Here is a 22,709-nt window from a genome sequence, read left to right on the forward strand (position 1 = left end):
TATCGCTTGAATCAGTGCCCGGTCATTGCGCCAAACGCGCTCAAACGCCTACCGGACGAATCGGGATGGTGCGGCTGCCGCCCTCGCGGCGCTTGGCGCCGCCTTCGCCGTAACGGCTTTGCACATAGCGATCAACCAAGGCGGTGAACTCGGCGGCGATGTTGTCGCCCTTGAGGGTAACATCCTTTTGGCCATCGACGTAAACCGGCGCCACCGGCACTTCGCCGGTGCCGGGCAGCGAGATGCCGATATCGGCCAGTTTGCTCTCCCCCGGGCCGTTGACCACGCAGCCCATCACCGCCACCTTCATGTCCTCTACGCCCGGGTATTGCAAACGCCACACCGGCATTTGCGTGCGCAGATACGTCTGAATCTGGTCCGCCAGCTCCTGGAAAAAGGTGCTGGTGGTGCGGCCGCAGCCCGGACAAGCGGTCACCAGCGGGGTGAAGCTGCGCAGGCCCATGGTTTGCAGCAGCTCCTGCGCCACCACCACTTCCTTGGTGCGCGCCTCGCCCGGCTGCGGCGTCAGCGAAATGCGGATGGTGTCGCCTATGCCTTGCTGCAGCAGGATCGCCAGCGCCGCGCTGGACGCGACGATGCCCTTGGAGCCCATGCCGGCTTCGGTCAGACCCAGGTGCAGCGGGAAATTGCAGCGGCTGCCCAGGTCGCGGTACACGGTGATCAGGTCCTGCACATTGCTGACCTTGCAGGACAGCAGAATCTGCTCGGCCGGCAGGCCCAGCTCCATCGCCTTGTCGGCGGACTCCAGCGCGGAGACGATCAAGGCCTCGCGCATCAGCTGCTCCAAGGGCAGCGGCCGGGCGACGCGGTTGTTGGCGTCCATCATCCGCGCCAGCAAGGCCTGGTCCAGGCTGCCCCAGTTGACGCCGATGCGCACCGGCTTGCCGTGCTCGATGGCGGTGCGAATCATGAAGGCGAACTTGTCGTCGCCCTTGGCGCCCTTGCCCACATTGCCCGGATTGATCCGGTATTTGGCCAGCGCGCGCGCGCAGTCCGGGTACTCCCTCAGCAGGCGATCGCCGTTGAAATGGAAATCGCCGACCAAGGGAACGGCACAGCCGGCGTCGTCCAGCCGTTGACGGATTTCCGCCACCTTGGCCGCCGCCTCCGGCGAGTTGACGGTGATGCGCACCAGCTCCGATCCGGCTTCCGCCAGCTCCAGCACTTGCTGCACCGTGGCCGCCGCGTCCGCGGTGTCGGTGTTGGTCATGGACTGCACCACCACCGGAGCGTCCGATCCTACAATGACATGCCCCACCCTAGCCTGCAGGGTGGGGCGTCGCGCGATGTTCACGCTATCCATTCGCTACCTTGAATTACTTGAGTTCCAGCTTTGCCGTGGTGCCGCGGATCTTGTCCGAGAGGTCCACCGCTTGGCCATTGAAATTCACCGCCACTTGCGAGGCGTTGCCGATCACCAGCTTGAACGGCGGGGTGCCGACCGCTTCCTGGGTGCTGCCCGGCTGCAAGGTCTGGAACACCAGCTTCTTGCCGGTGGCGTCCACCACCGACACCCAGGCTTCCGCCTCCTTGACCGTCAACACCAGCTTGCCGCTGGCCGCCGCAACGGCGGCGCTGGCCTGAGGCTTGGCCGCCGGCGCCGCCGTTTGGACCGGCGCGCTGGCCACGTTGGCCGCCTTGACCGGCTGCGGCGCGGAAGCCGGAACGGGCGCGACGGCGACGGCCGGCGCGGAAGCCGGCGTCTCCGCGGCAAACGCCGCGGGAGCGGAGGCTTCGCCCGCCGGCGCCGAAGACAGTTCGGTCGCGATGGCCGAGGAGGCTTCCGCGGCCGGTCGGCTGTCGCCGCCATGATTGCTGGCCAGCCAGGCGACGCCGCCGCCCAGGGCCGCGATCACCAACAGGCCTACAATCCATTTGCCTGAAGAGCCGCCTTCGTCCGATGCGGCCGGCTCGCCGACATGCCCCGGAACCTCGTGCGCGCCGTCGCGCACCAGATTGGCGACGTCGTTGACGGCGGAAGGAAACTGCCTGTCCAGCGCGTGCATCAATGGTTCGGGATCAATCTGCAAAAAGCGGGCGTAATTGCGCACGAAGCCGCGCACGAAGGTCGCGCCCGGCAAGATCGTAAAATCGTCGCGCTCTATCGCCTCCAACTGCCGCATCGACAGTTTCAGCCTATCCGCGACTTCCCCCAAACCCATGCCGGCCGCTTCGCGAGCGGCTTTCAGCCGGGCACCGACGCTGGAACCGGTCGGCTGTCCCTGTTGTTCGAATTGTTGCTCCATCCTCAGCTTCCACTCAACAGCAGTTGTGTTTCTTTGGAATCCGGATAACGGTTCTTGAGCGCGGCGGAACATTCGCTTTCCAACGCCCTGTTGCCGCTCTTGCGCGCGATCTGCACGCCCAGCCACAGGTCGTCGGCTTGCAGCGCCGCGCCCTTGCCCATCCGTTCGAAATAGAAAGCAGCCAATTTGGCATTACCCAGCCCAAGATGCAACTGTGCTAATTCCCGCAGCGCGGGCGCGAAATTGGGCGCGGCGCGCAGCGCCGCCAGCAAGTAATCGTTGGCCTGCTCGTTATTGCCGGCCTTGGCGCTGCAATGCCCCAGGTTCAAATAAGCCGTCTGAGGCGAATCATACAGCGGGTTGGCCAGCGCTTTCTGAAAATAGGACAAAGAATCCTGCAACCGGTTTCGGTCGCACAGAAACAAACCGTAATTATTGTTCGCCTCCGGGTTGCTTGGATCCAGTTGCAGGGCTTTGCGGTAATTGGCCTCGGCGGGCCCTTCTTCGCGCAACTGGGTCAAAACATAGGCTCGGGACACATAGGCCGGGACGTAGGCCGGGTCCGCGGCGACGGCCAGATCCGCCGTTTCCAGCGCCACTTTGTAATTGCCGATCTTGGCGTATTCGATCGCCAGCTGGCTGCGTATCGTCGCCAGCTCGCGCGACACCTCGGCATCGGCGGCAAATGCGGTTGAACTCACAGCCATCCATAAGCAGGCCATCAACCCCATTTGCCGTATCGTCATTGCTTATTGTCCTCTACGAGCTGCATCCATTTGGCTTGACGGCGGGTTTTGTCCATGACTTGGCCGGCCAGCTGGCCACAGGCGGCATCGATGTCGTCGCCGCGCGTTTTCCGCACCGTCACCACATAACCGCGCTCCTGCAGAATTTCGCGGAACGCGCGAATCGCATTATTGCTGGAACGCTCATAACCCGAGTTCGGGAACGGATTGAACGGTATCAGATTGAACTTGCACGGCACGTCCCGCACCAGCTCCAGCAATTGGCGAGCATGTTCCGGCCTATCGTTGACACCGTCAAGCATCACGTACTCGAAAGTAATGAAGTCGCGCGGCGCCTTTTCCAGATAGCGCTGACAGGCCGCCATCAGCTGCGCCAACGGGTATTTCTTGTTTATAGGCACAATCACGTCGCGAATCGCGTCGTTGGGCGCGTGCAGCGACACCGCCAGCGCCACCGGGCACTCTTCGCGCAGCCGGTCCATCTGCGGCACCAGGCCGGAGGTGGACAGGGTCACTCGCCGGCGCGACAGGCCGTAGCCGTGGTCGTCCAGCATGATCTGCATCGCGCTGACCACATTGTCGAAATTGGCCAGCGGCTCGCCCATGCCCATCATCACCACATTGGACACCACGCGCTCGTTCTTGGGCGTGACGCCCATCGCCTTGTTGGCCCACCACAGCTGGCCGATGATCTCCGCAGTGGACAGATTGCGGTTGAAGCCCTGGCGGCCGGTGGAGCAGAACGTGCATTCCAGCGCGCAGCCCACCTGGGATGACACGCACAAGGTGCCGCGTTCATCCTCGGGGATGAAGACGGTTTCGACGCCGTTGCCGGTGCCGACGTCGAGCAGCCACTTGCGGGTGCCATCACTGGACGCCTGCCCGGTCATCAGCGAGGGAACCTTCACTTCCGCGCGTTCATGCAGCTTGGCGCGCAGGCTTTTGGCCAGGTCGGTCATCGCGTCGAAATCGGCTTCCGCCATCTGGTGCATCCAGCGCATCACTTGCTTGGCGCGAAACGGCTTCTCGCCCATTTCGGCGAAATGCCGGGTCAGCTGGTCCAGGTTGAAGTCGAGCAGGTTGGTTTTCATGCATTCCTCGGGATAAAGCAAAGGCGGTGTGGACGACCGCCTTTTCGACGGAGCCCATCCATGAGACGGGCTCCGCAAACAACGGAGTACTATTTGAGATTAGCGGGCGCTGATCTCGGATGCAGCAAAGAAATAAGCCACTTCGATCGCGGCGTTTTCCACGCTGTCGGAACCATGGACGGCGTTGGCGTCGATGGAATCGGCGAAATCGGCGCGAATGGTGCCGGCTTCAGCTTTCTTCGGATCGGTCGCGCCCATCAGTTCGCGGTTTTTCAGCACGGCGTTTTCGCCTTCCAGCGCCTGGATCATCACCGGGCCGGACACCATGAAGTCAACCAGGTCCTTGAAGAACGGACGTTCTTTGTGCACGGCGTAGAAGCCTTCGGCTTCAGCGCGGGACAGTTGCTTCATCTTGGCGGCCACGATTTTCAGGCCGGCGGATTCGAAACGGTCGTAAATTTTGCCGATGACGTTTTTACCAACGGCGTCCGGCTTAACGATGGACAAGGTGCGTTCAATTGCCATATAAATTCTCCCAAACATCAAGACAAGTGGCTAAACTTGAGTATTATGCAGCCACTCGGGTTACCCAATTTTGACGAACCCGATATTTTAGCAGTGTTTTCAACCATGTGCTGCACATTTCTCAAGTCTCACGGACCATGCGCGAACAAAATCAACAAGACCCCGACAAGACCGGCGGCGAAGCCGACCTCAACAGCAAGCTGAAAAAGCGATTGCTGATCGCCGGCGGCCTGGTCGCCGTGGCGCTGGCCGCCATTCCGCTGACCGACAGCTTCAACAAACCCAAGGTGGAAATGACCGCCAGCAGCCAGAGCCCCAGTTCCGGCAAGATCATCAAGCCCGCTTCCGCCCCGGCGGAAGCACCGCCGGCCCCCACCCCCGCCAGCGCGCCGACAGCGGAAAGCAGCGCGCCCGCGACCGAAGCCGCCGGCGCGCCGCAAGCGCCCAGCGCCGCAAGCCCGGCCAGCCCCGACCTGGACAAGACCCCGGCCGTGGTCAACAACCGTCCGCCCGCGCACGCGGCGGCGCCAGCTCCGGCTCCGGCGCATGAGCGCGCGACGGCGAAAGCGCCCGCCGCGGCGACTCCGCCGCAAGCGGCGGGCGGCAAGAGCGCGCCGGCCGAGCCCGTCAAAGCAGCCCCTCCCGTCGCAGCCCCCGTCGCCGCGGACAAACCCGCGGCACCGGCCAAGGAGGCCGCGGTCAAGGCCAAGCCGGCCGGCAGCTCCATCGGCTACCAAGTCCAGCTGGGCCTGTTCTCCAGCATCGGCAACGCCGAAAAACTGGTGAAGGAGCTGAAACAGCACGGCATCCCGGCCCATACCGTCACCCGCGTGCAGGTCGGCCCGTTCAAGAGCCGCGCCGAAGCCGACGAAACCATGGAGAAGTTGCGCGGCCTGGGCTATGCGCCGCTGCTGGCGCCGGCCGGGCAATAAGGCGAAATAAAAAAGCCCCCTCCGCAAGGCGGAGAGGGCAAGCTCTGAACTCACTCAAACAATTGGACCGGGACAAACACCGCGCGAGCGGCCTGAAAACCTGTTCAAAGTCTCTCAAGCCAGAACGAGGCCAGGCGGAAACCAGCGAAAAAGCGGCATGCGCGAGTAGCGCATGGGCATTTCCAGCTGGCTTGCATGGCCCTTGTCCGAAGCGCAGCGAACAGTGAACAGGGTCCGAGCCGCGGGGCCCGTCCTTGGCCCCCTTCGCCCCATCCCTTTTGCCAGCCCATTCTCGCCGCCCCGCTGGCGACGCTCAAACATTCTCAAAGCAGGTTCAAGCCGCGGCCATGCGCGTAAAAAAACCCTCTTCGCCGGCGAAGAGGGTTTTTCGTCAGGCCGTCGCCTACCTTCAGCTCCAGTCCAGAATCACCTTGCCGCTTTGTCCCGACAGCATGGCTTCGAAGCCCTGCTGGAAGTCATCCACCGGAAAATGGTGGGTGATGATGGGAGTGATGTCCAAACCGGACTGGATCAGCGCCACCATCTTGTACCAGGTCTCGAACATCTCGCGCCCGTAGATGCCCTTGATTTCCAGGCCTTTGAAGATGACGTGGTTCCAGTCGATGGCGGTGTCCGCCGGAGGAATGCCCAGCAGCGCCACTTTGCCGCCGTGGTTCATGGTGTCCAACATCTGGCGGAAGGCCTGCGGGTTGCCGGACATTTCCAGGCCGACGTCGAAGCCCTCGGTCATATGCAGTTCGGCCATCACTTGCTTGAGCTCCTGCTTGGCCACGTTCACCGCGCGGGTCGCACCCATTTTGCGCGCCAGCTCCAGCCGGTACTCGTTGACGTCGGTGATCACCACATGGCGCGCGCCGACGTGGCGAGCGATCGCCACCGCCATGATGCCGATAGGGCCCGCGCCGGTGATCAGCACGTCCTCGCCCACCAGGTTGAAGCTGAGCGCGGTGTGCACCGCGTTGCCGAAGGGGTCGAAGATGGACGCCAGGTCGTCGGAGATGTCGTCCGGAATCGGGAAGGCGTTGAAGGCCGGAATCACCAGATATTCGGCGAAGGCGCCTTCGCGGTTGACGCCCACGCCGAAGGTGTTGCGGCACAGGTGACGGCGGCCGGCGCGACAGTTGCGGCAATGGCCACAGGTGATGTGCCCTTCGCCCGACACGCGCTGGCCGACGCTGAAGCCCTGCACTTCCGAGCCTATCGCCTCGACCACGCCGACATACTCATGGCCGACGTGCATGGGCACCGGGATGGTTTTCTGCGCCCAGTCGTCCCAGTTCCAGATATGGATGTCGGTGCCGCAGATCGCGGTCTTGCGAATCCGGATCAACAAATCGTTATGGCCGATTTCCGGCTTGGCCACATCGGTCATCCACAGGCCGCGCTCGGCCTTCAGTTTGGATAATGCTTTCATTTCTATTCCTATCCGCCGCGGCGCCCTCCACGGGCGCGCGGCGCAACGCCTCAGATCACGCCGAGTTCGCGGCCCACTTTGATGAAAGCCGCCACCGCCAGGCGAACCTGTTCTTCGCTGTGGCGCGCCGACATCTGGGTGCGGATGCGCGCTTTGCCCTTGGGCACCACCGGGAAGGAGAAGCCGATCACGTACACGCCCTCTTCCAGCAGCTTGGCCGCCATCTCGCCCGCCAGCTTAGCATCGCCCAGCATCACCGGGACGATGGGGTGCTGGCCGGGCACCAGAGTGAAGCCCGCCGCGCTCATTTCCTGGCGGAACAGCTCGGCGTTGCGGCGTACTTTGGCGCGCAGCTCGGCACCCTCGCCGCCCTTGAGGATGTTCAGCACTTCCAGGCTGGCGGCGGCGATGGCCGGGGCCAGGGTGTTGGAGAACAGATACGGACGCGAGCGCTGACGCAGCAGATCGATGATCGCCTTGCGGCCGGACACATAGCCGCCGGACGCGCCGCCCAGGGCCTTGCCCAGGGTGCCGGTGTAGATGTCGACGCGATCGGCGACTCCGCACAGTTCCGGCGTGCCGGCGCCGCTGTCGCCGATGAAGCCGACGGCGTGGGAATCGTCCACCATCACCAGCGCGCCGTGGCGCTCGGCCACTTCGCACAGGGTTTTCAGATCGGCGATGATGCCGTCCATGGAGAATACGCCGTCGGTGACGATCAGCTTGAAGCGCGCGCCGGCCTGTTCGGCGGCGACCAGTTGCGCCTCCAGATCGGCCATGTCGTTGTTCTTGTAACGGAAGCGCTTGGCCTTGGACAGGCGCACGCCGTCGATGATGGAGGCGTGGTTGAGCTCGTCGGAAATCACCGCGTCTTCTTCGCCCAGCAGCGTTTCGAACACGCCGCCGTTGGCGTCGAAGCAGCTGGAGTACAGGATGGTGTCGTCGGTGCCCAAAAAGCCCGAAATCGCCTGTTCCAGCTCCTTGTGCACTTGCTGGGTGCCGCAGATGAAGCGGACCGAGGCGCAGCCGTAACCGAAGTCGTCCATGCCCTTCTTCGCCGCCTCGATCAGGCGCGGGTCGTCGGCCAGGCCCAGGTAGTTGTTGGCGCAGAAGTTCAGCACATTGCTGCCGTTGCTCAAGGCGATGTCCGCGCGCTGAGGCGTGGCGATCACGCGCTCGGGTTTTTCAAAACCGTCGGCGCGAATCTGCGCCAGCGTGGCTTCAAGATGGGCTAAGTAGGTTCGGTTCATGACTGTCCTTGTCCAGGGATGACAAAAGAATCACCATTGCGCCGCCGGATTCTTGGCGGCTCAAAAACTGGCACCATTCTAGCCCAGCCATTTCACAGCCATCAGTGACAGTTCAATGTGTTTTTCCAAGATACTGTAACCTTGAAAAATTGATACGAATCGACACTGTCACCATAAAACACCACGCGCCAACTATCGTCACTTCAAATATTTGGCGATGATTTTTTCCAGCTTGCCGCTTTCGCGCAGCTGCTGAAACGCCCTGCTCAGCTTCAAGGCGGTCGCGTCCGGCATTTTCAGGCTGCAGGCCAGATAGATGCTGGTGGTTTGCACTTGCAAGGCCTCGCGGATGCTGTCCGCCGGCGTTCCCACCTGCTTGATGGTGTAGTTGGCCACCACGTCATGCACCGCCCACACATCCGCCACCCCCGCCGCCAGCTCGCGCTCGGCCTCCTCCGGCGTGGGCCGGACGGAATAGGCGATATTGTTCTTTTTCAGGTAGTCCGCCATCGACGAACCCAGCAACACCACCACGCGCTTGCCCTTGGCGTCGTCCAGCGAACTCAAGGCCACCGGATGATGGGTATTGATGAACAGGGATTGATTGCTCTCCATCACCACCCCCACCCAGCGATACAGTTTTTCCCTCTCCGGGGAGCGCGTAAAAGGCGTCAGACAGCTGTCCGCGTCTTGCTGCACCTGCATTTGGGCGCGCTTCCAGGGGATCTCCGGCACGCGCATGCTCAGGCCGGCCAGTTGCGCCGCCTGAGCCACCACCTCCGCGGCGATGCCGCTCAGCTTGCCGTTCTCGCCTTTAAACACCAGCGGCGGATACTCCACGGTGTAGATGGAAAGCGTCGACGGCTCCGCCGCCAGCGCCGCCACGCTCCACAAGCCGCACATCAACCATCCCAGTTTCATCCCGTCACCTCCGCCCTATGCCCGCGCCCGTCACAGTCCTTAACATGATTTTTAGTCCAGCCGCCGGCGTTTGCGCACAGAAAGCGCGCAGCCGTCGGCGGCGATGCTAGAATCTGCGCCATGTCCTTGTCCGTCCGCCTCGTTTCCAGTTCCCTGTCCCTGCTGCTTGTCGCCTGCGCCAGCACCTCGCAACCCGCCGCGGTGGAGTCCGCCGGCTTTTACCGCGTCAAACCGGGAGACACCCTGTTCCGCATCGCCCAGAGCCATCGGGTCAGCGTGGCGAACCTGGTGCGCTGGAACGGACTGAAAGACCCGAGCAGCATCAATGCCGGCCAATTGCTGCGCGTGTCGCCGCCCACCGGCGCCGCGCCTGCGCCCGCCAAGCCCAAGCGTCCGCAGCCCAGCCGGCCCGCGGCCAAGCCCTCCGCCTCCGAGCCCAGCAAGCCCGCGGCTCGTCCAGCGGCCAACATCAAGCTGGTCTGGCCGGCCAAGGGTCCGATCATCGCCAAGTTCAACGGCCAGGGCAGCAAGGGCATAGACATCGCCGGCGAGGCGGGCGCCCCGGTCCGAGCGGCGGCCAGCGGCAGGGTCACCTACTCCGGCAAAGGCATCCGCAGCTACGGCAATCTGTTGATCATCCAGCATGACAACGCCCACCTCACCGTCTATGCTCACAATCAGTCCTTGCTGGTCAAGGAAGGGCAGACGGTCAAGGCCGGCGACACCATCGCCACCATGGGCAGTTCCGGCACCACCCGGGTCAAGCTGCACTTTGAACTGCGCGTCCGCTCCTCGGCGGTCGATCCCATGCCTTATCTGGCGGACTGAGCCGCGAGGCCGCTTGTCAGCGCCGGCGACGAACGCGCAAAATGCATGTCGCGCCCGATGCGCAACCCTATCGCCCGGACAGCACGGCTTCCACTGCGCGGGCCAGAAGCGAGGAAGTCAAATTAAGGCAGGCCAATGGGGAGATTACTGTTGCTTGGCAGCTTGCTGCTTGCCCTCGGCGCCAACGCCCATGCGCACAAGACCGTCAAGGTGGCGTTTGGGGAGTCGCTGGAGCCCTATGTGATGGAGGGCGGCAAGAGCGGGCTGGAACTGGAGATCGTGCGCGCGGCGCTGCAGGAACGCGGCTACCGGATAGAGCCGGTCTTCTTTTCCCAACCCCGGCTGCCGATGGCCTTGAAGAACAAGGACATCGACGCGGTGGCCACCGTGGGCGAGCAGGCCGGATTGCAGGCCGAGTATTCCGACGTCTACATCAGCTACGAGGATGTGGCGATCACGCTCAGCAGCCGCCGCATCCAGCTGCGCCAGGCCAAGGAGCTGGGCGCCTACCGGGTGCTGGCCTTCTCCCTGGCCCGGCAATACCTGGGCGAAGCCTTCAAGGACATGGCCAAGACCAATCCCAATTACGCCGAAACCGCCAATCAGGTGGATCAAAACCGGCTGCTGTTCCGCGGCTCAGTGGACGTGGTGGTGGCCGACCGCAACATCTTCGCCTGGATGAACCACAAGCTCGTCACCCAGTTCAAGGAAAAAACCGCGCCGGTGGACATCCACCGTCTATTCGCCCCCACCGTGTACCGGATGGCCTTCCGCAGCGCTCCGCTGAAGGACGAATTCAATCTGGGCCTGCGCGCGATACAGAAAAGCGGCGTCTACAAGCAAATCGTGAATCGTTACCAGAACCTCTGAGCGCGATTGCCGATGACAGCAAGATAGCCTAACCTTCACGGTTTGATTCCGCACCGTCCCGCGCACCGTGAAACCATCCCGTTTGCTGTTTGCCCTATTGCCCGCGCTGCTGAGCGCCTGCGCCAACGTCAGCCCGCCGGCCCCCGTCGCCGCGCCCGTCGTCGTCGCCCCGGTTCCAAGCGAGCCGGAGGCCCCCGCGCCGGCGGTCGAAGCGCCGCCGTCGCCTCCTCCGGTGAGCGCGCCGCCGCTCAGGCCGGCCTACAACGACCCGCAGGCCGGACGCCTGCTGCTCAATCGCCTGCTGCCCGCCAAGATTCGCGACCGCCAGGGCTGGAGCAACGATATGCTCGCGGCCTTCACTCACCTGAAGATTCCCTATACCGCGGAGAATTTCTGCGCGCTGGCGGCGGTGATCGAGCAGGAATCCAGCTGGCAGGCGGACCCCACCGTGCCCAATCTGCCCGCCATCGTCTGGGACAAGATCGCCGAACGGGCCCACGGCTATCTGATCCCGCTGCCGGTGGTCAAGGCCGCTCTGATGAAGACTTCGCCCAACGGCAAAAGCTACAAGGCGCGCATCGACAGCCTGCGCACCGAACGGGAAATGAACGATCTGTTCGAGGACATGGCGCGCGAGGCCAGCAAGCTGGGCCTGCCGATGAGCATGAAGAACCCGATCCGCACCGGCGGGCCGATGCAGGTCAGCGTCGAATTCGCCGAAGGGCACGTCAAAGTCTGGCCCTACCCCTACCCGCGCAGCGGCGGCATCCGCCAGGAAGTGTTCACTCGCCGCGGCGGCGTCTACTTCGGCGCGGCCATCCTGCTGCAATACCCGGCGCCTTACAGCCAGATGCTGTACCGCTTCGCCGACTTCAACGCCGGCCGCTACAGCAGCCGCAACGCGGCCTTCCAAGCCGTGATGGAGAAACTCAGCGGCAAGGATCTGACGCTGGACGGCGACCTGCTCAGCTACAAGGACGGCAAGGTCTACCCCAGCACCACCCAGAGCGCGGTGATCAGCCAGGGCGGCAAGCTGGGCATGGGCCAGGGCGAGATTCTGCGAGACCTGAAGCTGGAGAAAAGCGCGGCCTTCGGCCAAAGCGAGCTCTACCGCAAGACCTACGCGCTGGCTGACCAGCGCTTCGGCAAGCCCGCGCCGCGCGAACAGCTGCCGCAAATCGACCTGAAAAGCCCCAAGATCACCCGCAAGCTGACCACCGAATGGTTCGCCAAACGCGTCGACGGCCGCTACCAAAGCTGCCTGGCCCGCGCGCGTTGATCCAAAGCCACGCGCTTCGCCGAAGCGCCGCGATTATAATCCCACGTCATCACCCGCCCGCGCCGCTTGCGGCGCGAAGCGGCGGGCGGCTTGAATCCGCCCGGCACAACAAGGCGAATCCATTCATGCGCACCACGCTCTCCTATTTCACCGGCTCGCTGCTGTTCAGCGTCGTCGTGCTGGCCGCCGCCGGCTGGTACGGCTTCCAGCTGGGCGGCCCGACCATGGCCGGCTCCTTCCTGGTCACCGCCCTGGTGCTGGCCATCCTGGAAACCAGCGTTTCCTTCGACAACGCGGTCGTCAACGCCAGCGTGCTGCAGGCGATGAGCCCGCTGTGGCGCAAGCTCTTCATGACGGTGGGCATCGCCGTCGCGGTGTTCGGCATGCGCATCCTGTTCCCGCTGCTCATCGTCGCCGTCGCCGGCGACACGCCCTTGCTCGAGGCTTTCTCCATCGCCACCCGCGAACCGCTGCGCTACCAGCAGATCATGCATGACTCCCACCTGATGATCATGGGCTTCGGCGCCACCTTCCTGTTGATGGTGGTGGTGGAGTACTTCGTCAAAAAGGAAAAGGACGAACACTGGCTGCCGGCCGTCGAACCGCTGCTGGCGCGGCTGGGCTCGGTTGAGAACGCCCAGTCGCTGATCGCCATCCTGCTGATCGCGCTGGTGGCCGCCGCCATTCCCGCCGGCCAGAAGATGGAGTTTCTCAGCAGCTGCTTCTGGGGTTACGTGGTGTTCATGGCCTTGCATGTGTTCAAGCAGCTGTTCGGCGGCATGGATATCCAGACCGCCGCCGCCAAGAACGGCCTGATCGGCTTCGTCTACCTGGAAACGCTGGACGCCAGCTTCTCCATGGACGGCGTGATCGCCGCCTTCGCCATCACCAACAACTTCTGGCTGATCGCCGCCGGGCTGGGCATAGGCGCGATGTTCGTGCGCTCGATGACCATCCTGCTGGTGGAGCGCAACATCATCGGCCAGTTCAAATACCTGGAGACTTCGGCGTTCTGGGCCATCGGCGCCCTGGTGGCCATCATGTTCGCCGCCGCGCTCCATGTCGAGCTGGGCGAAGTGACCACAGGGCTGATCAGCGTCGCCATCATCGGGCTGGGCATCGTCACCAGCCTGCCGGGGCGCAAACGCCACCGCGACTGAAACGCCCGCGCCGCAATGCGAACAGGCCTGGAATCCAGGCCTGTTTTCTTTTAAGGAAGCACGCAGTCAAAGCCGGTAGCTGGCGCCCGTCATCAGCTTGGCCGACAGCTTCATCGCGCCCTTGACCGGGGCCGGCAATTGGGCCGCGCCCAACTCATGGGCCATGTCCGCATGCTTGAGCTCATCGTCGCGCATCTGCTCGACGATGGCGCGGCTCTTGACGTCCGCCGCCGGCAAACGGCTCAGATGGCTGTCCAGATGCGCGCCCACCTGCTGCTCGGTTTCCTCCAGGAAGCCCAGATTCCACTTGTCGCCCAGCACCCCGGCGGCCACGCCTATCGCCAGCGAGCCGGTGTACCACAGCGGGTTGAACACGCTGGGCCGGCCGCCCAGTTCGCGGATGCGCCGCTCGGTCCAGGCCAGGTGCTCCACCTCCTCTTGCGCCGCCTGGCGCAAGGCTTCGCGCGCCTGCGGCGTGCGCGCCGTCAGCGCCTGCCCCTGGTACAAAGCCTGGGCGCACACCTCGCCGCAGTGGTTGACCCGCATCAGCCCCAGCGCGTGTTTCTTTTCCTCAGCCGCCAGCTCCGCCTCGTCCAGCGCCGCGTCCGGATGCGGCCTCAGGCTTTGCGCGGAAGCAAACAGGGTGCGCAACCCCTTGTCGAACTCGACGATCCATTTGTCCAGCATCAATCCGCTCTTTCTCGCGCTAACACAATCGCCGGCGATTATACCCGCCCGATACGCGGCGCGGCAGCTACTGCTATAATCGCGCAGTTTATCGAAACATTGTGTTCAACACGTTCAACAAGGATTCCCCTGATGGATCTCGCTAGCATCGGCCCGGGCAAAGACATGCCGGGCGACTTCAACGTCGTCATCGAAATCTCCGCCAACGCCGCCCCGATCAAATACGAATTCGACAAAGACTGGAACGCGCTGGTGGTTGACCGCTTCATGGGCACTTCCATGATGTATCCGGCCAACTACGGTTTCGTGCCGCAAACCCTGGCCGGCGACGGCGATCCGGTTGACGTGCTGGTGGTCACCCCGTTCCCGCTGCCGCCGGGCGTGGTGGTGCGCTGTCGCGCGCTGGGCCTGATCAAGATGGAAGACGAGTCCGGCGTTGACGCCAAGCTGGTGGCCGTGCCGGTGGAAAAACTGTGCCCGATGTACAAGTCCATCCAGAAGCTGGAAGACCTGCAGGAACTGCTGCGCAACCAGATGGTTCACTTCTTCGAGCACTACAAAGACCTGGAACCGGGCAAGTGGGTCAAGGTTCAAGGCTGGGGCACTCTGGAAGACGCCAAGGCCGAGCTGGTCGACGGCATCGCCCGCTTCGAAAAATAAGCGCGCGGCGCTTGCCCTGACAAACAACCGGCGCGGGTCGCCGGTTTTTTCATGCCCGCGGCCGACGCCGCACATTCGCCAACGCTGATATTGCAACGCAATATGCCATCAATATTTGCTACAATCGCAGCTGTCTGGGCGCCGTCGCCGCGCCCAGTTAGAAAAGCAAGTGATTGTTACTAAATACCATAAATAATACTTTTACCCGTCGCCGCATTGCAGGTATCGTTCCATTAGGAGCGCCGGGGCGCGCCCAGGACAGCGATGCCGGACGCGCGCGCCAAATGCCCCGCCGCCCGTCGCCATAGCGTCGGGCAGCCCAACCGGAACCACCGTGACCCATATCGCCCAAGGCTCAGCACCGCAACTCCACTGGCTCCAGCAGCGCCTGGCCAGCCGGGGTTTGCCCGCGTCCGCGGGCGCAAGCGGGCTGCCGTCTTGGCTGCCTCGCGACTGGCAAGGGTTTTACCTGCCCTCCGGCTGCTGGATCAATGTCGACCCCCTGCATCAAGCCTCCCTGCCTCCCCGACTGCGGCTCTGTCTAGAACAAGGCATCCCCTTGCTGGAGCTGGACGGCGCCTGGCAGGCGCTGGGCGCGGACTTCGGCTTCATGCTGTTGCTGGGCGCCGAAAGCGCGCCGCCGCCCGACGCCCTGGCCTTGCTGGACGCGCTGGCGCCGCTGCCGGCCGCCTGGCTGCGCTGCGGCCCCGCGGGCAGCGCGCGCTATACCCGCCAGGTCTGGGAGGCCTTGCTGTTCATGCTGAGACGGCAGCCGCCGCCCTGCCCGTCCACGCCGACCGCGCCGGACTGGGAAACCGCGCTGCGCGAGCAGTGGCGGCTGTGGGAACAACTGGTGCGCTTGTCCCAACGCTACCTACGGGAACGCATGCTGCCCGAGGACAATCCGACGGCGCGGCGGGACTTCGCCGAAGCCCCCCGGCAACAAGAGCACTACGCCGCCAGCCTGGCCGGGCTGATCGTGCAGGCGGACGGCTGCCAGCAAGCCTGGCGGCAGCTGTGGGACGATTTCGCCGCCCAAACGCCGCTGCGCCCCAAAAACTGAAAAAGCCCGCATGAATGCGGGCTTTTTTCACGACTAGGGCCGAAGTCAGACGGCGCTGCTCGCCTTCTTGCCGCGGGCGACAGCGGCGCTGGCGGCCTTGGCGGAGTTGGTGGCGGCTTCAACGCTCGCTTCGGCAATTTCCGCGCTGACTTTCTTGGCGGTCTTGGACACGCTTTCGAAAGCGGCGTTGGAAGTGTTCACCAGGCTTTTCAGCGCCGACACCGCGGCGTCGGAACCGGCCGGCGCGTTCTTGGACAGACGGTCCAGATTGCTCAGCAGGGTCTGATTGCCTTCGGCGATCTGCTCTTCGACAAAAGCGGCCAGTTCGTTCTGGGTGGCCAACGCGGCGTCGTAGACATTGCGCGCCACGGAGAAGGCTTGATCGATGGACGGCTGGGCCAGGTTGCTCTGCACCTCGGCGAAAGCCTTGGGATCCTTGGCTTCGCTCAAGGCCTTGATCGCCTGGGCGTTGTCGGCCAGCAGCTTGCGCGACAGATCCAGTTGCAGCGCGGCCAGACGCTCGGCGCCGGCCAGCACGATGGAGGAGAAACGCACGGCCTTGTCGAACTGCGACTGGCCGAGAGCGGAGAATTCTTGAGTAGTGGTAAACATGACGACTCCTAAAAATATCCAAAATTGACAGCTCAGCAACGACAGCGAACTTAACCTGCGCTCATGATGTTGCATCGCAACAATTGCCATTGTGGCGGGTCGCTTTTCTCGAGTCAAGAAAATGTTGCAACGCACAAGCCGCTAAACCACTATTTTTCATGAATTTTTGTAACACAAACATTCCAAAGACATTACAACGACGCCCTTACCTTTCTCATTGCGCGGCGATTCCCGCAATTGCAACACTTGCCAGCGCCCAAGCCCGTTGCGCCGGCCGATTTCGGCCTTTTGGCCCCAAGCCGAGCAACGCCATTGAAAGCCCGTCAGCAACCCAGTACACTCGCCCCATAGAATAAATCTATCTACATGAAGCCAAGTACAATGAGCCCTGCGGCCAACGCATTCGACATAAAATCCGCCAGCCTGGACCTGCTGGCGCTCTTGCTGCGCACCGACGATCTGGACGAACTGAGCCAGGCGCTGGACGCGCGCTTCGGCACCGGCCACGACGCGCCGGTCGAAGCCTTCGTTCTCGACGTGGAGGCCCTGCCCGCCCCGACGGAACTGGACTACGGCCGCCTGCTGCCCATGCTCAGCCGCCGCGGCATCCGCGCGGTGGCCCTGCGCCACCCCAGCACCGCGCTGGCCGGCGTCGCCAGCCAGTTCGGCCTCGCCTACACCAGCAGCGCCACGCCGCCGCGCTCGGCGCAGAACGCGCCGGAACCCGCCGACAAGCCCGCGGCGCCCGAGCCGGCCCCGGCCAGCGGCGCGATGATCGTCGACCGCCCGGTGCGCGCCGGTCAGCAAATCTACGCCAAGGGCTGCGACCTGATCGTGCTGGCCATGGTCAGCGCTGGCGCGGAAGTCATCGCCGACGGCAACATCCACATCTACGCGCCCCTGCGCGGCCGCGCCCTCGCCGGCGCGCGCGGCAACGCCGGCGCCCGCATTTTCGCCCGCAGCATGGAGGCCGAACTGGTGTCCATCGCCGGGGTCTATCGAACTATCGAACAAGCCTTGCCCGAGAGCATTCTGGGCAAGCCGACTCAAATCTATCTTGAGAACGAGCGCCTGGTCATGACCGCGCTCGGCGAGTAACAAGCCATTATTCAAAGGGATCGACTGTGGCAAAAATCATCGTTGTGACGTCCGGCAAGGGTGGCGTCGGTAAAACCACTACCAGTGCCAGCTTCTCCTCCGGCCTGGCGTTGCGCGGTCACAAAACCGTCGTCATCGACTTCGACGTCGGCCTGCGCAACCTGGACCTGATCATGGGTTGCGAACGCCGCGTGGTCTATGACCTGATCAATGTCGTCAACGGCGAAGCCAGCCTGAACCAGGCGCTGATCAAGGACAAGAACTGCGACAACCTCTACATCATCCCCGCCTCGCAAACCCGCGACAAAGACGCCTTGACGCTGGACGGCGTGGAGAAGGTGTTGAAGGACCTGGCCGAAGCCGGCTTCGAATACATCGTCTGCGACTCGCCGGCCGGCATTGAGAAAGGCGCGCTGATGGCGCTGTACTTCGCCGACGAAGCGCTGATCGTCACCAATCCGGAAGTCTCCTCGGTGCGCGATTCCGACCGCATCCTGGGCATTCTGTCCTCCAAGTCCAAGCGCGCGGAAGAAAGCCGCGAGCCGGTCAAGGAGCACCTGCTGATCACCCGCTACTCCGCCGGCCGCGTCGACAAGGGCGAAATGCTGTCGGTGGACGACGTGAAGGAGATTCTGCGCGTGCCGCTGCTGGGCGTGATTCCGGAGTCGCAGACCGTTCTGCAAGCCTCCAACTCCGGCACCCCGGCCATCCACCTGAAAGGCTCGGACGTTGCCGACGCCTATTCCGACGTGGTGGCGCGTTTCCTGGGCGAAGAGCGCCCGATGCGTTTCCTCGACGCCCCCAAAGTGGGCATCCTGAAACGCCTCTTTGGAGGTTAAGTCATGTCCCTGATCGAAATGATCTTTGGCAAGCGCCAGAAAACCGCGGCCATTGCCAGAGAACGTCTGCAAATCATCCTGGCCCACGAACGCAACGGCCGCAGCGCGCCGGACTATCTGCCGGCGCTGCAGCGCGAATTGATGGAAGTGATCTCCAAATACGTGGCGGTCAATCTGGACGACATCAAGGTGCAAGTGGAGCGCCAGGACGACTTCGAAGTGCTGGAAGTCAATATCGTGTTGCCGGAGCACCAGCGCTGAGCCATGACGCTGACCGAACTTCGCTATATCGTCGCGGTGGCGCGGGAGCGCCACTTCGGCCGCGCCGCGCAAAGCTGCTTCGTCAGCCAGCCGACGCTGTCCATCGCCATCAAGAAGCTGGAGGACGAACTGGGCGTCACGCTGTTTGAGCGCGGCGGCCAGGAAGTCAGCGTCACCGAGATCGGCGAGCGCATCATCGAGCAGTCGCAACGCGTGCTGGAGGAGGCCGAGACCGTCAAGCGGCTGGCCGGCGAGCACCAGAACGAACTGGTCGGCCCGCTGAAGCTGGGGGTGATTTTCACCATCAGCCCCTATCTGCTGCCGCGGCTGATCCCGGCGCTGCGCATCCTGGCGCCGGACATGCCGCTGATCCTGGAGGAGAACTACACCTCCCGGCTGTCGGAAATGCTCAAGCGCGGCGAGGTGGACGCCATCATCGTCGCCGACCCCTTCGATGAGGCCGGCACCGTGGCCAGCCCCTTGTACGACGAACCCTTCGTCGTCGCCACGCCCAAGGGCCATCCCTGGGAAAAGCTGGGCGCGATCGCCGCCAATCAGCTGGCCGACGAAAGCGTCTTGCTGCTGACCCAGGGCAATTGCTTCCGCGATCAGGTGCTGCAGGCCTGCAGCGATCTGGCCAGCCGCCAGAGCCACGGCGGCACGCTGGCGGCCAATCTGCAAGGCAGCTCGCTCAACACCATACGCCATATGGTGGCCAGCGGCATGGGCGTCACCGTGATGCCGTCCACCTCGATAGGCCCCACCGACGAGTCCCTGCTGTCGGTGGTGCCGTTCAAGACGCCGGCGCCGCAGCGCCGCGTGCTGCTGGTGACGCGCAAGCAGTTCTTCCGCAAGAAGGCGATCGACACCCTGCAGCAAGCGGTGTTCCGCTCCGGGCTGGAAGGCGTTTCCATGCTGGAAGGCGAAACGCCGGCGCAATAAGCCGGCCCTCAAACCCAAGCAACCGCTGCGCGCCTCCGCCACAGCGGTTTTTTTCCGACCATCCGCCGCAAGGAGTTCCGCCGTGTCCCAATTGCGCAGCATTGAAATCAAAGTCTTCGTGCCCGCCCGCGACTACGCGCTGTCGCAGCGCTTTTACGCCGATCTGGGCTTCGAGCAAAAATCGGACGGCCACGGCGTCAGCTACTTCGTCCACGGCCAGTGCAGCTTCCTGCTGCAAGACTTCTATCACCCTCAGCTGGCGGAAAACCTGGTGTTGCACCTGCTGGTGGACGATGTCGACGCCTGGCACCGCCAATGGCTGGAACAGGGCATCGCCGAGCGCTATCCGGCCAAGATCGGCCCGCTTGTGGACCAGCCCTGGGGCATGCGCGACTTCTGCCTGCACGATCCTTCCGGCGTGCTGTGGCGCGTCGGCCAGAACCTATAAGAACCTGTTTACGATCTGCTGCGCGTCGGCGATACGGCGTTGAAACCGGCTTCGAAATGCTCATGTACCACTCGTACATTCCGCTTTCTCAGCCGTTTTCGCCTTGTCTCGCCTTAGCTCGCGAGATCGTAAACACGTTCTAACACTCCGCGGGCCGGCCCTCACAAAGCGCGGCCAAGCTCCTCGTTCAGCAGCGCGAACAGGCTCTCGGGCCTGCCGTTCAGGAAGAAGTGGTCGCCGGGCATCATTTCGCCGCGAAAGCCGCAGGTGCTGTAGCCGCGCCATGACGCCGTCGCCTCGGCGCTGCCCTCTTCCTCGCTACCGCCGAGAGCGACGATGCGGCAGTTCAACGGCGGACGCGGTTCGGGACGATAGCTTTCTATCGCCTCGAAATCGGCGCGCAGCACCGGCAGCATCAGCTTGACCAGCTCGGGGTGCTCCAGCACCTCGGGCGGCGTGCCGTTCATTCTCATCACTTCGTCCAGGAACAACTCGTCCGGCAAAGCGTGGATAGGCTTATCCCTCGCCGGCAGATGCGGAGCCGCGCGTCCCGAAACGATCAGGCACGCCGGCGCCGGCAGGCCTCGCGCCTGCGCCCGCTGGGCCACCTCGAACGCCAGGCTCGCGCCCATGCTGTGGCCGAACAAGGCGTAAGGCCGGTCCAGCAGCGGCGCGAGCGCGTCCGTCGCCTCGTCGGCCAGCTGATCCAGACAATAGCGCAGCGCATCATGAAACCGCTTCCCCCGCCCCGGCGGATGCATGGGCCGGACATCGACCGCGGCCGGCAGCCGCTCCGCCCAGCCCCGGAACACCGCCGCGCCGCCGCCCGCGTACGGAAAGCAGAACAGGCGCAGCGCCGCCTGCCGGCCCGCCGGCGCGGCGTCCACCCAGGCGCCGCCCGGCGCCGGCGTCCACGCGCGGCTCACGACGCCACCTTGCGGACGAAGCCGCCGGCTTCTCTGATCGCCGCTCGCGCCTCCGGCAACATCGGCGCCAAGGTCGCCCATGCGTGCGGCAGCCGCTGCCACACCTTGAAGTCCACCGCGACGCCGGCCGCGCTCGCCTTGCGGGCCACGCGCGCGGCGTCGTCCAGCAACACCTCGCTGTCGCTGGCCTGGATGAACAGATCGGGCAGGCCAGCGTACTCGCCGTAGAGCGGCGAGGCGATCGGATGGTCGGCCGCGGCGTCGCCGAGGTAATAACGCGAGAAATTCCTCACCGCGACGGCCGACAGCATCACGTCGGACGCGTCGTTCGCCTCCAGCGACGCCCCGGTCGCCGCCAGGTCCGTCCACGGCGAGAACAAGACCGCGCCGGCCGGCAACGGCGCGCCCGCATCGCGCAGCGACAGCAGCAGCGCGAGCGCCAGCCCGCCCCCGGACGAATCGCCGGCGACCACGATGCGGCCGGGCGCCACGCCCTCGTCCAACAGCGCCTGATACGCCGCCAGCGCGTCGTCGACGGCGGCAGGGAAGGGATGTTCCGGCGCCAGCCGATAGTCGAGCGAAAACGCGCGCGCGTCCGCCTCCACCGCCAGCGCGGCGGCCACGCCGCGGTGGGTCAGCGGGGAGCAGAAGCAATAGCCGCCGCCGTGCAGATACAGGATGACCCGGCCGGCCGCCTCGCGCCGCGCGGCGGACTCCGGCTCTATCCACTCGCCGCGCAGCGCCCGCGCGTCCAGCTTGCGCACCCGCCATCCGCGCGGCGGTTTAACCTCGCCGCGCGCCCATTTCGCGCTGCGCGTCCGCATTTCCTCGGCGGTCAGGCCTGGTTTGCGGGTCAGGGATTTGGCCGTTCTGCGCAACAGCCACGAGAAACATACGTTTTGCCAGCTCATTGATCGATTTCCGGTGAATAGAAAGGAAGGCGCGCCGCCGCGCGCCTCAGGCGAACACCAGCTTGCGATGCGCGGCGATGCCCGCCAACGCGCCGTTGCCGATGGCCAGCGCCACGGTGCCGCCGCGGTGCGTGATGTCGCCGCAGGCGAACACGCCGGGCGTCGAAGTCTCCATCGCGTCGTCGGTCCGCACATAAGGCCCCAGCGGCCCCTCCTCGATCGCGCAGCCCAGCTGCTCCGCGACGGGGCTGGACAGCCGGATGCGGTTCATCGTGAACAGGCCGTCGAACTCAAGCCGGCGCCCGTCGGCGAGTTCGACGGTGGCGCGGTCGACGACGCGCGCGATCCGCTCGCGCACGATCTCGACGCCCCGCCGCGCCAGCGCCTCTCGCTGCTCCTCGTCCGGTTCGAAGCCGCCGTCGGTCAGGAACACGGTCGGCCCCCATTCCGGCATCAGCATCGCCGACAGATAGGACAAGGCGTCACCGCCGAGCACGCCGATGCGGCCGCGGTCCAGTTCGTAGCCGTGGCAGTAAGGGCAGTGGAACACGCTCAGCCCCCAGCGCTCGCTGAGGCCTTCCAGTTCCGGCAGTTCGTCCACCACACCGAAGGCCAGCACCAGCTGGCGCGCGCCGTAGTCTTGTCCGGAGGCGCAGCGGAGCGCGAAGCCGGCGTCGGTCCGCTGCGCCCGGACCACGGCGTCCGCCCGCCATTGCGCGTTGGGATAGGCGAGCAGCTGCGCCTTGCCGTCCGCGGCGATCGCGTCGGGCGAGCGTCCGTCCTGGCCGATCACGCCGTGAGATTGGGCGGCGAAGCGGTTGCGGCGCGCGCCGGCGTCTATCACCAGCACGCGGCGGCGCGCGCGCGCGATCTGCAGCGCGGCGGATTGTCCGGCGTGACTGCCGCCGATCACGACGACGTCGAAGAAGCTTGGGGAAGTATCGGAATGCATGACTTG

The 22,709-nt window shown here is 64.5% G+C and carries 25 protein-coding genes; 12 read left to right on the top strand and 13 right to left on the bottom strand.

Going from position 1 to position 22,709, the window contains the following annotated elements:
- Positions 1-40: 40 nt before the first annotated feature.
- From ispG to ndk, 5 genes are all read right to left on the bottom strand, one after another.
- Positions 41-1,324, bottom strand: coding sequence for a flavodoxin-dependent (E)-4-hydroxy-3-methylbut-2-enyl-diphosphate synthase (gene ispG, locus VK98_RS21315; RefSeq protein ID WP_048415956.1), 1,284 nt, complete (start codon positions 1,322-1,324; stop codon positions 41-43).
- Between the two features lie 13 nt (positions 1,325-1,337).
- Entirely contained in the window at positions 1,338-2,267 is a 930-nt protein-coding gene (locus VK98_RS21320) for a RodZ domain-containing protein (protein WP_048415957.1), read from the bottom strand.
- A 2-nt stretch (positions 2,268-2,269) separates the two neighbouring features.
- Positions 2,270-2,974 (bottom strand): type IV pilus biogenesis/stability protein PilW, encoded by a 705-nt coding sequence (pilW, locus tag VK98_RS21325; protein ID WP_048415958.1) that lies wholly within the window; start codon positions 2,972-2,974, stop codon positions 2,270-2,272.
- A 35-nt stretch (positions 2,975-3,009) separates the two neighbouring features.
- Entirely contained in the window at positions 3,010-4,104 is a 1,095-nt protein-coding gene (rlmN, locus tag VK98_RS21330) for a 23S rRNA (adenine(2503)-C(2))-methyltransferase RlmN (protein ID WP_019104100.1), read from the bottom strand.
- Between the two features lie 99 nt (positions 4,105-4,203).
- Complete coding sequence (gene ndk / locus VK98_RS21335) at positions 4,204-4,629, bottom strand: nucleoside-diphosphate kinase (protein WP_048409044.1); 426 nt, start codon at positions 4,627-4,629, stop codon at positions 4,204-4,206.
- Between the two features lie 137 nt (positions 4,630-4,766).
- Between ndk and VK98_RS21340 the strand changes: the two genes are divergently transcribed.
- Entirely contained in the window at positions 4,767-5,561 is a 795-nt protein-coding gene (locus tag VK98_RS21340; protein ID WP_048415959.1) for an SPOR domain-containing protein, read from the top strand.
- A gap of 409 nt (positions 5,562-5,970) precedes the next feature.
- On the opposite strand, the gene tdh is transcribed toward VK98_RS21340, so the two are convergent.
- The 3 genes from tdh to VK98_RS21355 all read right to left on the bottom strand — a co-directional run bounded on the left by tdh (position 5,971) and on the right by VK98_RS21355 (position 9,167).
- On the bottom strand, positions 5,971-6,996 hold the full coding sequence (tdh, locus tag VK98_RS21345; RefSeq protein WP_197083130.1) for an L-threonine 3-dehydrogenase: 1,026 nt from the start codon (positions 6,994-6,996) through the stop codon (positions 5,971-5,973).
- A gap of 50 nt (positions 6,997-7,046) precedes the next feature.
- Positions 7,047-8,246, bottom strand: coding sequence for a glycine C-acetyltransferase (locus tag VK98_RS21350; RefSeq protein WP_048415961.1), 1,200 nt, complete (start codon positions 8,244-8,246; stop codon positions 7,047-7,049).
- A gap of 198 nt (positions 8,247-8,444) precedes the next feature.
- Positions 8,445-9,167: an ABC transporter substrate-binding protein gene (locus VK98_RS21355; RefSeq protein ID WP_082159169.1), complete on the bottom strand. Its 723-nt coding sequence runs from the start codon at positions 9,165-9,167 to the stop codon at positions 8,445-8,447.
- A gap of 120 nt (positions 9,168-9,287) precedes the next feature.
- On the opposite strand from VK98_RS21355, the gene VK98_RS21360 reads away from it, so the two are divergent.
- From VK98_RS21360 to VK98_RS21375, 4 genes are all read left to right on the top strand, one after another.
- Positions 9,288-9,995, top strand: a complete 708-nt coding sequence (locus VK98_RS21360) for a peptidoglycan DD-metalloendopeptidase family protein (RefSeq protein WP_048415963.1) — start codon at positions 9,288-9,290, stop codon at positions 9,993-9,995.
- A gap of 135 nt (positions 9,996-10,130) precedes the next feature.
- Complete coding sequence (locus tag VK98_RS21365) at positions 10,131-10,865, top strand: ABC transporter substrate-binding protein (RefSeq protein WP_048415964.1); 735 nt, start codon at positions 10,131-10,133, stop codon at positions 10,863-10,865.
- A 67-nt stretch (positions 10,866-10,932) separates the two neighbouring features.
- Positions 10,933-12,144 (top strand): DUF1615 domain-containing protein, encoded by a 1,212-nt coding sequence (locus tag VK98_RS21370; RefSeq protein ID WP_048415965.1) that lies wholly within the window; start codon positions 10,933-10,935, stop codon positions 12,142-12,144.
- 125 nt (positions 12,145-12,269) lie between these two features.
- Positions 12,270-13,304, top strand: a complete 1,035-nt coding sequence (locus VK98_RS21375; RefSeq protein WP_048415966.1) for a DUF475 domain-containing protein — start codon at positions 12,270-12,272, stop codon at positions 13,302-13,304.
- Positions 13,305-13,370: 66 nt separating this feature from the next.
- Here the strand turns inward: VK98_RS21375 and coq7 are convergent, their stop codons facing one another.
- The gene (gene coq7, locus VK98_RS21380) at positions 13,371-13,991 is read right to left on the bottom strand and encodes a 2-polyprenyl-3-methyl-6-methoxy-1,4-benzoquinone monooxygenase (protein WP_048415967.1); all 621 of its coding nucleotides are present in this window, start codon (positions 13,989-13,991) and stop codon (positions 13,371-13,373) included.
- Positions 13,992-14,123: 132 nt separating this feature from the next.
- Between coq7 and ppa the strand changes: the two genes are divergently transcribed.
- Positions 14,124-14,651 (top strand): inorganic diphosphatase, encoded by a 528-nt coding sequence (gene ppa, locus VK98_RS21385; protein WP_048415968.1) that lies wholly within the window; start codon positions 14,124-14,126, stop codon positions 14,649-14,651.
- Between the two features lie 334 nt (positions 14,652-14,985).
- Positions 14,986-15,714, top strand: coding sequence for a hypothetical protein (locus VK98_RS21390; RefSeq protein ID WP_156188011.1), 729 nt, complete (start codon positions 14,986-14,988; stop codon positions 15,712-15,714).
- Positions 15,715-15,759: 45 nt separating this feature from the next.
- On the opposite strand, the gene VK98_RS21395 is transcribed toward VK98_RS21390, so the two are convergent.
- Complete coding sequence (locus tag VK98_RS21395; RefSeq protein WP_048415970.1) at positions 15,760-16,326, bottom strand: phasin family protein; 567 nt, start codon at positions 16,324-16,326, stop codon at positions 15,760-15,762.
- A gap of 381 nt (positions 16,327-16,707) precedes the next feature.
- On the opposite strand from VK98_RS21395, the gene minC reads away from it, so the two are divergent.
- The 5 genes from minC to VK98_RS21420 all read left to right on the top strand — a co-directional run bounded on the left by minC (position 16,708) and on the right by VK98_RS21420 (position 19,914).
- Positions 16,708-17,424, top strand: a complete 717-nt coding sequence (gene minC / locus VK98_RS21400; protein ID WP_048415971.1) for a septum site-determining protein MinC — start codon at positions 16,708-16,710, stop codon at positions 17,422-17,424.
- 26 nt (positions 17,425-17,450) lie between these two features.
- Positions 17,451-18,263 carry a septum site-determining protein MinD gene (gene minD, locus VK98_RS21405; protein ID WP_019104115.1) on the top strand — a complete coding sequence of 271 codons (813 nt, stop codon included), beginning with the start codon at positions 17,451-17,453 and terminating at the stop codon, positions 18,261-18,263.
- Positions 18,264-18,266: 3 nt separating this feature from the next.
- Positions 18,267-18,524: a cell division topological specificity factor MinE gene (gene minE, locus VK98_RS21410; RefSeq protein WP_019104116.1), complete on the top strand. Its 258-nt coding sequence runs from the start codon at positions 18,267-18,269 to the stop codon at positions 18,522-18,524.
- Positions 18,525-18,527: 3 nt separating this feature from the next.
- Entirely contained in the window at positions 18,528-19,466 is a 939-nt protein-coding gene (locus VK98_RS21415) for a LysR substrate-binding domain-containing protein (RefSeq protein ID WP_048415972.1), read from the top strand.
- An 82-nt stretch (positions 19,467-19,548) separates the two neighbouring features.
- Entirely contained in the window at positions 19,549-19,914 is a 366-nt protein-coding gene (locus tag VK98_RS21420) for a VOC family protein (RefSeq protein ID WP_048415973.1), read from the top strand.
- A 161-nt stretch (positions 19,915-20,075) separates the two neighbouring features.
- On the opposite strand, the gene VK98_RS23520 is transcribed toward VK98_RS21420, so the two are convergent.
- Genes VK98_RS23520 through VK98_RS21435 form a run of 3 tightly spaced genes read right to left on the bottom strand, consistent with a single transcriptional unit; the run spans position 20,076 to position 22,703 of the window.
- Positions 20,076-20,840: a thioesterase II family protein gene (locus tag VK98_RS23520; RefSeq protein WP_197083131.1), complete on the bottom strand. Its 765-nt coding sequence runs from the start codon at positions 20,838-20,840 to the stop codon at positions 20,076-20,078.
- Complete coding sequence (locus tag VK98_RS21430; RefSeq protein ID WP_048415974.1) at positions 20,837-21,751, bottom strand: alpha/beta hydrolase; 915 nt, start codon at positions 21,749-21,751, stop codon at positions 20,837-20,839. Before VK98_RS21430 ends, VK98_RS23520 begins: the two co-directional genes overlap by 4 nt.
- Before the next feature lie 46 nt (positions 21,752-21,797).
- Positions 21,798-22,703, bottom strand: coding sequence for an NAD(P)/FAD-dependent oxidoreductase (locus VK98_RS21435; RefSeq protein ID WP_048415975.1), 906 nt, complete (start codon positions 22,701-22,703; stop codon positions 21,798-21,800).
- Positions 22,704-22,709 lie beyond the last annotated feature (6 nt).

Source organism: Chromobacterium sp. LK11, from assembly GCF_001043705.1.
GTDB classification, from domain to species: domain Bacteria; phylum Pseudomonadota; class Gammaproteobacteria; order Burkholderiales; family Chromobacteriaceae; genus Chromobacterium; species Chromobacterium alkanivorans.